The organism is Psychrobacter sp. M17(2026), from assembly GCF_055699815.1.
Map to the genome: position 1 here is coordinate 2,560,476 of NZ_CM146741.1, position 12,893 is coordinate 2,573,368.

The 12,893-nt window shown below is 44.2% G+C and carries 11 protein-coding genes; 3 read left to right on the forward strand and 8 right to left on the reverse strand.

The window, feature by feature from the left end:
- Window positions 1-170: 170 nt before the first annotated feature.
- The 7 genes from murC to ACR63T_RS10880 form a co-directional block, all read right to left on the reverse strand.
- A complete protein-coding gene (gene murC, locus ACR63T_RS10850; protein WP_472784001.1) occupies window positions 171-1,610 on the reverse strand; it encodes a UDP-N-acetylmuramate--L-alanine ligase in 1,440 nt (479 codons plus the stop codon).
- Window positions 1,611-1,667: 57 nt separating this feature from the next.
- The gene (gene murG / locus ACR63T_RS10855; protein WP_201570008.1) at window positions 1,668-2,753 is read right to left on the reverse strand and encodes an undecaprenyldiphospho-muramoylpentapeptide beta-N-acetylglucosaminyltransferase; all 1,086 of its coding nucleotides are present in this window, start codon (window positions 2,751-2,753) and stop codon (window positions 1,668-1,670) included.
- Window positions 2,754-2,925: 172 nt separating this feature from the next.
- Window positions 2,926-3,909 carry a glutathione synthase gene (gshB, locus tag ACR63T_RS10860; RefSeq protein ID WP_472784002.1) on the reverse strand — a complete coding sequence of 328 codons (984 nt, stop codon included), beginning with the start codon at window positions 3,907-3,909 and terminating at the stop codon, window positions 2,926-2,928.
- 91 nt (window positions 3,910-4,000) lie between these two features.
- The gene (gene pyrE, locus ACR63T_RS10865; RefSeq protein WP_472784003.1) at window positions 4,001-4,708 is read right to left on the reverse strand and encodes an orotate phosphoribosyltransferase; all 708 of its coding nucleotides are present in this window, start codon (window positions 4,706-4,708) and stop codon (window positions 4,001-4,003) included.
- A 78-nt stretch (window positions 4,709-4,786) separates the two neighbouring features.
- Window positions 4,787-5,794 (reverse strand): hypothetical protein, encoded by a 1,008-nt coding sequence (locus ACR63T_RS10870; RefSeq protein WP_472784004.1) that lies wholly within the window; start codon window positions 5,792-5,794, stop codon window positions 4,787-4,789.
- A 67-nt stretch (window positions 5,795-5,861) separates the two neighbouring features.
- Window positions 5,862-6,731, reverse strand: a complete 870-nt coding sequence (locus tag ACR63T_RS10875; RefSeq protein WP_472784005.1) for an SDR family oxidoreductase — start codon at window positions 6,729-6,731, stop codon at window positions 5,862-5,864.
- Between the two features lie 64 nt (window positions 6,732-6,795).
- The gene (locus tag ACR63T_RS10880; protein ID WP_472784006.1) at window positions 6,796-8,949 is read right to left on the reverse strand and encodes an Lnb N-terminal periplasmic domain-containing protein; all 2,154 of its coding nucleotides are present in this window, start codon (window positions 8,947-8,949) and stop codon (window positions 6,796-6,798) included.
- 165 nt (window positions 8,950-9,114) lie between these two features.
- Here ACR63T_RS10880 and ampD point away from each other — a divergent pair, with 165 nt between their 5' ends.
- From ampD to ACR63T_RS10895, 3 genes are all read left to right on the forward strand, one after another.
- Window positions 9,115-9,717, forward strand: a complete 603-nt coding sequence (ampD, locus tag ACR63T_RS10885) for a 1,6-anhydro-N-acetylmuramyl-L-alanine amidase AmpD (protein ID WP_472784007.1) — start codon at window positions 9,115-9,117, stop codon at window positions 9,715-9,717.
- A 134-nt stretch (window positions 9,718-9,851) separates the two neighbouring features.
- Window positions 9,852-11,402 (forward strand): murein biosynthesis integral membrane protein MurJ, encoded by a 1,551-nt coding sequence (murJ, locus tag ACR63T_RS10890; protein WP_305898810.1) that lies wholly within the window; start codon window positions 9,852-9,854, stop codon window positions 11,400-11,402.
- A 35-nt stretch (window positions 11,403-11,437) separates the two neighbouring features.
- Window positions 11,438-12,073 carry a hypothetical protein gene (locus tag ACR63T_RS10895; RefSeq protein WP_305898811.1) on the forward strand — a complete coding sequence of 212 codons (636 nt, stop codon included), beginning with the start codon at window positions 11,438-11,440 and terminating at the stop codon, window positions 12,071-12,073.
- 21 nt (window positions 12,074-12,094) lie between these two features.
- On the opposite strand, the gene ACR63T_RS10900 is transcribed toward ACR63T_RS10895, so the two are convergent.
- Window positions 12,095-12,709 carry a GNAT family N-acetyltransferase gene (locus ACR63T_RS10900; RefSeq protein WP_472784008.1) on the reverse strand — a complete coding sequence of 205 codons (615 nt, stop codon included), beginning with the start codon at window positions 12,707-12,709 and terminating at the stop codon, window positions 12,095-12,097.
- Window positions 12,710-12,893: the final 184 nt, after the last annotated feature.

Here is a 12,893-nt window from a genome sequence, read left to right on the forward strand (position 1 = left end):
CTGTGGTTATTACTCGCATAGTTATCACTTTTGAGCTCACTGACAGCACCATTAATATTGCTTAACTTGTCTTTATTATTTTGATCGCTCATAAAATAGCCTTTGTGTTTAATTTTAACTCTACGCTTTTTGTAGTTTTTATTGATAGACGAAATTAATGGTAAACGAAATTAATTAAGGTATAAGTCATTCTCAATTAGGTCAATAGCGATCTGCCCCACATTACCTGCCCCTTGAGTAATTAGCATGTCATTAGCTTTTAATAAACGCTGCATGGTTGCGGCAATATTGTCTTTATCCACAATAGTAGGCTCGACCTCACCTCGCAGGCGAATGCTACGCGCAAGCGATTTAGTATCAGCGCCTGTGATCAGACTTTCACCTGCTGAATAAACCTCTAGTAATAGCAGCTCATCGACACTTGAGAGCACTTCAACAAAATCGTCAAAACAGTCGCGAGTTCGGCTATAACGATGCGGCTGGAACATCATGACTAAACGCTTGTCAGGGAAGCTCTGACGCGCCGCTTTGATGGTAGCATCGACTTCTTTTGGATGATGGCCATAATCATCAATGAGTAGCACATCGCCACCATCAATAGCTATCGGCCCATGCTGCTCAAAACGACGGCCAACGCCTGCAAATTTTTGTAAGGCGCGTTTGATTGCCTCATCATCAACACCTTCATCGCTCGCCATAGTGATCGCAGCTAGCGCGTTATAGACATTGTGAATACCAGGTATATTTAGCGTCAAATGTAGCGGCTCATTGTCACGGCGCAAGACTGTAAAATGAGTCTTAGTACCTTCAAATACGACGTCAGTCGCCTGAACATCGTTAAAAGGCTCAAGGCCAAAAGTTAGTACAGGGCGACCGATATCATCAATCATCGCATATAACTCTGGGTCATCACCACAAACAACAGCTAAGCCATAAAAAGGCATATTTTGTAAAAACTGAATATAAGCGGCTTTCAATTTATCAAAGCTATTATCATAAGTTTCCATATGATCTTGATCAATATTGGTCACAATCGCTGCCATCGGATGCAAGGATAAGAAAGACGCGTCGGACTCATCAGCTTCAGCAACGAGATAGCGACTACTGCCTAATGCCGCATTTTTGCCTGAAGCATTAAGCTTACCGCCAATCACATAAGTCGGATCAAGCTTACCCTCAGCCATCATCATGGTTAGTAAGCTAGTCGTTGTGGTCTTACCATGTGCCCCTGCGACCGCAATCCCATGACGATAGCGCATCAGCTCACCGAGCATATCAGCGCGGCGTACCACGGGCAGTCGAGCTTTGAGCGCCGCTTCAATCTCAGGGTTACTACGATCAATCGCTGATGACACTACGATCACATCGGCATTAGCGATGTTTATAGAATCATGTCCAATAAATATCTCAATGCCGATGCGCGCAAGACGTTGTGTAACAACACTTTGATTAATATCAGAGCCACTGACTTTATAGCCTTGATTGTTCATTACTTCAGCGATACCACACATCCCTGAGCCACCAATACCAACAAAATGCAGATGCTGAATACGACGCATTTCTGGAATTTCAATCAGACGTTTGGGTAAGGCTTTTGTGGTATTTGGCATAAAAATCTCTTTATCAATTTAATAAAATATGACTAAATAATTAACTAAAAGCTAGGATTATAACGCTTGCCATATAATCTCGGCTACTTGTGTACTAGCACTACGATTAGCAAGAGCATGACCTTTTTGCGCCATCGCAAGGCAAGTTGCGCGATCAAGCGCTAGCAGCTCATCCTTTAGGCGCTCAGGGGTTAGCTCATTTTGTGGCAATAGTATCGCCGCTTCATGTTCAGTCAAAGTACGAGCATTGGCCGTTTGGTGATCGTCAACAGCATGAGGCAGTGGGACAAAAATAGCTGCAATACCGACATTTTGAATCTCAGTGACGGTCAACGCTCCAGCACGGCACACGATAATATCTGCCCAATTATAAGCGTCTGCCATATCACTAATAAACGGCTGAACGCTAATATCATGCACTCCTAAATCTTGGCTATCATAAGCCGCTTGAGTCGCGGCCTCATTATTTCGTCCGCACTGATGACGTACTGCAAAGCTCTTATCTATCAGCGCTAAAGCTTTTGGCACTGTTTCATTGAGCACTTGTGCACCAAGCGAGCCGCCGACGACTAATAAGCGCAGTGGCGACTGATCGCTAACATCGTAACGCAAAGCTGGCGCGGCTACGCCTGTTATCGTATTACGCACAGGATTACCGACGGTCTCAAGCTTTGCATTACTTTGGCTATTACCAAAAGTATCTTCAAAGGCTTGTAGAACCTTTGCAGCGATTTTGGCTAAATAGCGATTACTCATGCCAGCGATAGCATTTTGCTCATGAATAATCAGCGGCGTACCTGTCATTCGCGCGGCAATACCGCCAGGCGCACTAACATAACCGCCAAAGCCTACAACAATATCAATATTATTACTGCGTATAATTTTGACAGCGGCCATGGTCGCAGACACTAGTGTCACGGGCATTTTCAACAGGCGTCCAATACCTTTACCGCGTAAACCTTGCATAGCAATAGGATGAAAAGCATAACCAGTAGGCTTGACTAAATCATTCTCCATTCCCGCCTCAGTCCCCAGCCAATGAATGACCGCCCCGCGGCGAGTTAGCTCTTCGCTCACGGCTAATGCTGGAAACACATGACCACCAGTACCCGCTGCCATCATCAATACATTTACTGTCTTCATAAAGCTGTGCCTGTCTTATCTTTGGACTCTTCAAGAGGGTAAATAGCTACTGGTTACCCATGCGCTAGCGCCTACCAAAACTCGCTTAGTATAGAGTAAAATACTAAAAAATATATAGCGTTTTTAAAGCTTACTAACTATTTTTTAATGCAAGTTAATACAAGTCTTATCATTATCCTAGCTGCTGCTGACGCATTTCCACTGCAAGGATAAAATCTGCAGCAATATCGGTGCCGCACTGATCGTCAATCTCACGTACGCACGTCGGACTAGTCACATTGATCTCAGTGATACGACCACCGATGAGATCTAAGCCTACGAACATCAGACCCTTTTCTTTGACGATAGGCGCGACCACTTGCGCGACTTTACGCTCAACATCAGTTAGCGACATTGCCACGCCGCTACCACCTGCCGCTAGATTACCACGAGTTTCGCCCTTAGTTGGAATCCGTGCTAAGCAGTAATCTACCACTACCCCATCGACGATCAACACACGCTTATCGCCATCGACAATCTCAGGTAGATAGCGCTGTGCCATAATCGGTAGAGTCTCAAGCTCCGTCAGCACTTCAATAGTCACGCCAATATTTGGGCTATCAGCTGTCAAGCGGAAAATACCCGTGCCACCCATACCATCTAAAGGTTTGACAATAACGTCTTGTTGCTCAGCAATAAACTGACGGATATGCGCCTGTTTGCTAGTCACAATCGTAGGACTCATATACTCGCTAAACCAAGTAGCAAATAGCTTCTCATTACAGTCACGTATCGCTTGTGGATCGTTCACCACCAGCACGCCAGCGGCTTTGGCATGATCGAGCATATAAGTGGCGTAGATAAAGCGCATATCGAACGGTGGATCTTTGCGCATTAATATCACATCGTAATCGCTGACTGGCAAAGTCGTTTTTTCACTTAACGTATAAAAGTTATCAGGATCACGCTGCACGGTTACTGGCTGCGCATCTATCTTTAATTGCCCGCGATCTAGCCACAAGTCATGAATCTGACAATAGCCTAGCGTATGCCCACGGTCCTGCGCCGCCCACATCATCGCCAGACTAGTATCTTTTTTATAATTGATACGCTCGATAGGATCCATGATAACTAGTATATTCAAAGCTTTAGAAGACTTCGCAGCAGATTGTGACATAACGGACTCGCTAAAATTAGTAATAGTGAATAAATGATCTAATAAATAAGTAGAAGATTTAATAAAATACGGTGAAAGGCTTTATTGCCAACTACACGCCATATTGTTGACGATAATGCTGCATTTTTGCGAGTTGCGTAGCATTGCTATCATCCGCTAGATAGACGATCAAATCGTCCATATCGACTAAGGTTAATACTGGAATCTGTAAGCTTGACGCTAGCTCTTGAATGGCTGACTGCTCGCCTTGGCCTTTTTCCTTACGATCTAAAGCAACAATAATGCCTGCTACTGTCGCGCCTGCTTGCTGTAAGATATCTAACACTTCACGCATGGCAGTCCCTGCGGTGATGACATCATCCAGTATCCAAACTGACTTACCGCTTACATCAGTGCCGACTAGATTGCCCCCTTCGCCGTGGGTTTTGGCCTCTTTACGATTATAGCCCCACTGAGCATTGATGCCATGATGTAGCCATAACGCCTGCGCAGTTGCAGCGACAAAAGGAATACCTTTATAAGCGGCACCAAAAATCACCAGCTCCTTATGCTCATCTTTATTGTTAGCTACTTGCTGCTCTGCTAACGCTGCGGCATAACCACTCGCTAATAATGATAGCATCTCACCTGATGCCAGCAGGCCTGCATTAAAAAAGTATGGGCTAATGCGGCCAGATTTGAGTACGAACTCACCGAACTTTAATACTTTATTGTTTAAGGCCAGCTCAATAAAGTGCTGCGGTGAAAATGAAGCGTTTTGTATGGTTGTATCATTTTGAGAGGTTTGGGTAGTAGGCATTGGTGTTCCTGTGGACGATAAATAAAATATAAATGGCATAACTATTGTAAGCGGCTTAACTATTATAGACGAGGGCGACTAGCTTGACCAACCATTGATAGCGTAGTCTTGCATATTGGCATAACGCGATAGCAAACGACAACGTGAGGAGATATTAAAATAGCAATTATCCTTACTACTTATTTGTAGCTCCCACCCTAAATGATAGGCTGCGACAATAATATGACCGCTAAATATTCTGATTTGCCGATAGTGATGACTACTGGCTGGCACGTGATCTAATTGACTTAACAAATAGCTACGTACGTACTGGCAGATTTGCTCAGCACTATAACTTTTGTTAATGGACTTGCGCGTATCGCATTGCTGCAAGGCATGTACCGCTACGCTACAAGCCATAATATCAGTGGCTAAGCTGCCCACCCCAGTTTCAAAATCTTGTGGCTGTAATATCACCTGCCAGTCATCAGCGTAAATACTGTTGAGTAGCTCATCAGGATTATAGTTTTTTAGTAGGCTTTTAAACGATAAGGTTTTATCGGCAAGCTTAGCGTCTGCATTAAGCTTAGTTTTAGATTTGGAATTAGGTTTAGGCTGATAGTCTACAAAGCCAAAACGAGTCAAAGTAGGATAGCGTTGTATCGCTCGTTGAATGTCAGCCAAATCAAGCAAAGCCATTTGCTCGATATCAGCCAATAGCGGCTGAGTACTATTATTGTGATAAAAGCTCTCAGGTAGCTCGATAAGCTTTGCGGCACTCAACAAGGCTAAATGCTCAGCAAACGGTTGAGACGCCATCAATGACCATTTCGATAATCGTAACGGATCAGACTGCTGTAGCCGTGCTGCACTGCCATACAATCGGCGCAACTGGCTATTCACTCGCCGCGCAGGCTCTGGAATATTAGTCAATGAGCGTGCAGGATCAAGCGGTGTCTGCTTGGAGTCAAAGTTAGGATGCACAATAGCAGGCGGCTTTGAGTGTGTTGGTTTTACTGACTCAAGGCTATCTTCTGCTTGCTGATCTTCTACCCTATTTAAATGAGTATTAGTTAGGCGTTTATCAGAAGTAGATGGCTGAGTCATGGCGTCTCCATAGAGCATAAAATATAAAGTAATAAATCTTGATTGATTCTTGATTAATTGGGGCGTGCTACTGATGCTGCAAAATGTCATGATAGCCTACTTGCCAATCTGGAAACTCAAGCCAAGCTAACGGAATATTGCTATGTAAGCGTTTACCCGTAGTCGCTGTCTTTTGAGTGTCAATGTCAGGTGCAGCCTCCCCTACTTGCGCGCTTAGCCAAGTCATCAATTCAAACGTGGTCACTGGCAGATAATCCGTGGCAATATACAGCGGCTTAAGCAACTGGAGCGCATCAATCGTCAGTACTTTAGTGATAATAGTGACAAGATCGCTATCCATAACCCGATTGCTCCAAGCACTATGAGCGATAAGGTCTTTTTTGACCTCGCGAGCCTTACGCAAGCGCATCAAACGCTCGCGACCATAAATGCCACTGGGACGAATGATGATAGCTTTATCACCAAAACCTTGCTGTAGGGCTTGCTCGGCTTGCAAGATAACTTTTGAGGCATCGCGCTCAGGGGTTATAGGTACAGTATTCTCATCAATCCACTCGCCATTATCTTGACCATAAACGCCCGTGGACGAGATAAATACGACTCGCTCAAGCTTAGGTAATCGCTTAGCAAGATCAGCTAAGTGCTGACAAATACTTAAATAACTAGCATTATATCCACTAGTTGAATACTCATCAGGGGTGACAATGATAGCAATAGCGGTAAAGTCTTGTAGCTGCTCCGTGCTAAGCTTAAGCGCGTCAAGCTGGATAAACTTAGCACGATCATCAAGCGCATAATGGCTACGCTCACTACGAGCCAGTCCTGTTACATTGATTCCTTGATCGGCCAGTTTATTAGTCACAGGCAACCCTATGTCACCTTGACCGATAATTAATAACTGCTCAATACTTATATTAGTGCTCATATCAGTGCTCATAAATTATCCTTATTCTTATTATTTAGCGCTTACTACTATTTGAACACCTATTGCAAATCAATGTTTAGAAATAACGCATATAGGCTAAACTTAGATCATCATTGGCATCAACGCGATCTTGCCACTCGTAGCTGGCATTGATGCGTAGCGCTTGCTTTTTATCTATGTCATATTGTAGTCCAAGCGTGGCAATCGGTTGCCAGTAGCTGCCTTGCACATCCGCCTGATCGCTGCTGCCATGATACCAATACGGCAGCTGCAGTTCAGCCTGCGCTCGCATGCGATTGTTAATCTGATAGATACAGCCTGCATTGACTCCTACGCCTGCACGATAGCCTTTATTAATACCGCGCCCACCTTGCAGCGCACCTGTCGCTAGCGTATAACACAGCTGCGGCGGCATCTCGCCTGTCATCAGACCTGACGCGTCTGTACGCGGCATGCCAAATGCCCATGATTTGCCATATTCAAACGTCGTACTAGCAACCAAATGACCAGTGCCGCCTTGCTGTGAGCCATCATTGATACGAGTCGCCTCTATAGTTGCGCCCCATGTCTGACCCTTCTCGGCAGAGTTAACAGGATTATAAGAGCGCCCACGAAGCAAGGTAAAGTTCTGCAATTCAACGCTTTTTGGCTGATTGTCTTTATCGCTATCAGTATCATAAAATCGTAACGTCGCCGCAAGACCTTCTAAATCAAAGAACTGATCGAATCCTGCTGTGCGATCTAAGGTATCGTGAAAGCCTGCCCGCAGTCCGAAATCGATATAACTATTATCACCACTATTACCGATACCTATATGCGCGCGCTGTAAAGAATGGCGATCCAGCGGATTATTATCAGATGGTGCAATAGTCAATGGCGATAATGTTTTGCCATCAGCTGACATACTAGAAGATTTATTAAGATCCGCTGATTTTATAGTTTTAATTTTATCTTTATCTATCGTTTGATAACCAAACTGCTTGGAGGCAAGCTCGATAGCCTGATTAGCTTGATTAAGCTGAGCTTGACGTACGCTACTATCCGCTGGTGTATAACGACTGCTCGCTAACAGCTCTTCTTTTTCAAGCAAGTTGATCACATCTGAAGGAATCACCGCATAAGGCAATTTGCTTAATAGATGCTGATTAGGACGCACCACATCGATCAAACGCAATATCTCAGAGGCGCAGTTATCAGTAGCAAAGTAATAAGGTATTTTTAAATCCTTAGTTTCCCAAACATGCAGCATGATTTGTTGCACCTCGCTTGGCGTTAGCGCCAATTGATAAGTCCAAGTATCACGCTCGTCATCTTTTAGGTACTCAGCCAGCTTTTTGGGGTACGGGTCAATCTCAATCCGACTGTCATAGCCACCACTGGCCGCTTTTATAGCATAGAGCACAAAGTTATCGGCTGCATCGCCATCGACCGTATAATTAAGCGCATAGGCATGATGGATTTGGGTGAAATCTTTGCTACTTGCTGGTGAGTCAATACGTAATAGCGTATGACCAAAGGCGGAAATCGGATTGTCCAAATACTCTGCGGCAAACATAACCGACAGCTGCTGGGGTGCAAGTTCCGTCATCCAAGCATTGAGCTTTGGACAGTCGATTTGTAAATTAGTATCGTCTATATTTAAATGGTTCGTCAGCCACTGTACTCTCGCAGGAAAGCGACAAAGCACTGAATCATCCGCCGCGACTCGATTATTATTGATGGTAGGCGTCGTCAACTCTTGCGCTAAGGCAATCAAAGTCGCGTCCAGCTCAGCTGCTGAATCTTGCTGTCCATTAGCTGTTAGATAGAACGCTTTACTATCGATTAGACTTTTATTAGTATCTTTGGCAAGCAGCCCCTTTTTATCATCAATAAAATATAATAATCGTCGCCATGTTGTATGCTGAGCTAGATTGTCTGCTTGCGCTTGCTTACGCCAAATGTTTAATAGCTGCTCCGCATTAGCGGTTAAAATCTTACTGCTGGTCTGATCCATGGCTTGCGAATTTGGCGTAATAGCGCTAGCAGCAGCCATGGTAGGATTTAACTCAGCTTTCGGCTGTGCTTTATCTGACAGAGCGCCAGTTGTCACCACTGATTCTGGCGTTGGCAAAAACGCTTGCGCCTGCGCAGAGAGTAATAAAGCCGCTATAGCCAATGGCAAACGTGCGTAGTCGTTAAAAGCTTTTGGTAGCTTGATTGTCGATGGGCTGTTCTGAGTTATTGACATGACTTAATATCTCTTTTTTAATAAGGTCAGGTTTTTGATAAGATCAGATTTTATTGTGCTGCAAACCTTTTTATACCGCTGTTGCCTTCAATAATGCTATGAGCATTTATATACTGTTTCTAAAAACTATATACTACTTCTAAAAATCAATGAATAGAGAGTTTTATGTCTAATGCTATATCTAAGGCTTTAATGACTATCACCGACGGTCAATTATCTTCAGCTCACAAGTTGCCTTCACCCAATTGCAATACTCGCCCTGATGGCGTCACTATTGATACTATTGTTATCCATAATATCAGCTTGCCACCTGATGACTTTGGTGCCACAGATAGTCACGGCTTGCATTATGTCAAAGCCCTATTTACCAATCAGCTCGACTGGGATGCGCATCCTTACTTTCAGACTATTCGAGGGGCAGAGGTTTCTGCACATTTATTGATCGAGCGTGATGGCACTATTACCCAATTCGTCAACTTTAATGAGCGCGCTTGGCATGCTGGTAAGTCAAGCTACTTTGGGCGACCCAACTGTAATGATTATAGCATTGGTATCGAGCTTGAAGGTTCAGATTTTACGGCTTTTACCAATCAGCAATATGACGCGCTAGCTACAGTGATTAGCGCGCTATATAAAGCCTACCCTAAAACTCGCCGGCACTTAACCGGACATAGTGATATTGCACCAAATCGCAAGACCGATCCAGGGGAGCACTTTGACTGGGCACGGTTGCGGGGAGTGGTTGCTCAATTAGCTCAAACTACTTAGATCGTTAGACTCTATTTTTATATTGCTTGTACAGCTCATTCATTTATCTATGTTATGGATAGGTTATGAAAATGCTATAATCCGTCAGTTTTTGACACCCGTCAGTTATCAGACAAATTAGTGAATAGGTTACCATGGCAAAAAGTCGATTATTCCGTTCAACGATGGTGGTCAGTAGTATGACCATGCTCTCGCGTATTTTAGGCTTAGTGCGCGATATCATCTTACTAGGCGTGTTCGGTGCAGGAGGGCTGATGGATGCCTTTTTAGTCGCCTTTAAAATTCCTAACTTTTTGCGTCGCTTGTTCGCAGAGGGCGCTTTTAGCCAAGCTTTTGTGCCTGTATTATCAGAATACAAAGAAAAGTACAGTCTGCAACAAGTACAGGTTTTGGTGAGTCGTACCTCAGGCGCGCTGCTACTGATATTATCTATGCTAACGGTTGTGGTTATATTACTTGCGCCTTGGGTCGTGACTTTGTTTGCGCCAGGGTTTGCCGATCAGCCTGATAAATTCGCTATCACTGCTGAACTGCTGCGCCTAACCTTTCCCTATCTTTTATTTATTTCCATGACCGCCTTTGCTAGTGGTATCCTGCAAAGCTATGGCCGCTTTGCAGCACCGGCCTTTGCCCCTGTACTATTAAACCTATGTATGATCGGGGCGGCACTAGTATTTGCGCCAATGTTTGAGACCCCTATTATGGCGCTCGGCTACGCTGTTGCTATCGCAGGCCTATTGCAACTACTCATTCAACTGCCACAGCTATCGCAGCAAAAGCTATTAGTCATGCCTAAGATTGACTTTCAGCATGAAGGCGTCCGTCGTATTCTAAAGCTGATGCTACCTGCTATCTTTGGGGTGTCAGTTACTCAAATTAACTTACTATTGAATACCATATTTGCCTCGCTCATGATCGGTGGCTCAGTGTCATGGCTATATGCCGCTGAGCGTATGAGCGAGCTACCATTAGGGCTTATTGGCGTGGCTATCGGCACGGTTATTTTGCCTAGTCTATCCAAAAGTGAAGCACAAAAAGACGATGCTAACTTTAAGAGGACGATCGATTGGGCGGCGCGGTTAATTGTCATTGTCGGACTGCCTGCTGCAGCTGCATTATTTATGCTAGCGGATGTGCTAATGCAAGCGCTGTTTATGCGCGGTGAGTTTACCTTGCGTGATGCGCAAATGAGTGGTCTGGCGCTGCGTAGTATGGCAGGTGGCATCTTAGGATTTATGCTGATTAAAGTCTTTGCGCCTGCTTTTTTTGCGCGCCAAGATATCAGAACACCCGTCAAAATAGGTATTATTTCAGTATTTGCTAATATGATTTTTAGTGTGATATTCATCGGTATTTTCCATTGGCTTGAGATACCGTTACATGGTGGTCTGGCTCTAGCTACCACAGGCGCCGCTTTTGTAAACTCTGGATTACTGTATTATTTCTTACATAAACGTGATATTTTTCGTTTTGGTAGTCACTGGAAAAAGCTATTTGCGCAGTTTATAGGCTCAACACTGGCGATGATCGCGGCTCTGTACTTTATGATTCCTTACTTTCCAACGGATTCAGCCCAGTGGCAACGCTTAGTTGCGCTACTGATCATGTGCGCGGTAGGTGCATTGGTGTATGCTGTCGTCCTACTTGCCAGTGGATTTCGCCCGCACCAGCTCAAGCATGGCTAAACCAGCTTACTACATTAGAGATCTTAGGATTTATTATGAGAACTGATATTTTAAATGTGCAATATTTGCCCAAATTACTGACTGCTGTGCTAGTGAGTAGCAGTCTATTATTGAGCGCCTGTAATAATAATGATGTCAATGAGATAAATACTGACTCTACTATTGACAAGGTAGATACTGATGATATCGATACTAATAACACTATGGCTAGTGAGCCCAATGCTACGCTAGCTGATGAGGATCAAACTCTTGAGCCTGCTAAGCTTGTAGAAGAGGAAGCGGTAGATGTCAATGGCAATGCCGTTGATAGTAATGTTATCGACTCGACCTTTATCAACGCCAAGCAGCCCAGCTTAGTGACCAATCCTACTGAGGCTGGAACGCCAGAAGACACCGTCAAACAAGCGCTCGATACTTTGTATTATGGTGAGGTAAAAGACGCGGTCAATTACTACAGAGTTGATATCGATAATTTTGAACAAGAGCTTGCTAATACCCAAAGCGCCTTTCAGCAAACGGTCGAGAGTGTCACTATTACCCATACTCAGTATAGCGTCGATAAGATACGCGCCACCATTACTGGTGAGCTGAAGCTAAAAGGTCAAAGTGAGCCAGCACCTCTAAAGTATCAACTACGCAAAGTGGGCAAAGAATGGAAAATATTAGGTTAAGCGATCGCCGCTAAAAATAAGCTAAGTCGCTAAAGCTGTTGCAGCATTAGCGTTCACAGCGATACCAAGTATCACCACATCAGCGATAAACCCATCCATATCACAAACTTGCGGTAGATAACCCCATTGGGTAAACCCAAGCTTGCCAAATAGCCTTAAGCTTGGCTGGTTATGAGCAAAAATCAGGGCGGTAATATTACGAATACCTAAACTGGGTGCTTGTATGATTATCCAACGCGCCAGCAAGCTACCTAGCCCTTTGCTCTGATAATCGCTGTGCAGGTAAATACTGATCTCGCTACTGATATGATAAGCGCTGCGAGCATATAAATCGCTAAAGCTACCCCAAGCGACAATAGGGGCTGTGTCATCTGTATCACCGTTTTGCTGATGAGCACTAGTCTTGAGTACTTTGACTACTCTGACCACATAGATAGGACGCTTAGGATTATTGATATGCTCGCTAAACCAAGCCGCACGCTCATCACAGCTGACCTCTGCTAGATTGGCAGTGGCTTGCTTACCTGCAATGCTTTGATTATAAATTGCTAAGATAGACGCTAAGTCACCCGTGCCTGCACGCTGAACTATAAATTGATCATTAAGCGATACCGCGTCGATAAAGGTGTCGGACATAACTATCCTTTTAGTTGGGTAATTTAAGTATTTTATTAGAGAGTAACCATAAGTCATGAGGCTATTATAATTAAAGTATAAAAAACGACTGGCTGTTAACAAAGCGTCGCTAATGATAAACGGCTGAATGCTGTTACTGGCGCTATTTTACTCTATAATGGCTAAGCCGTAAAAACTCAATTTA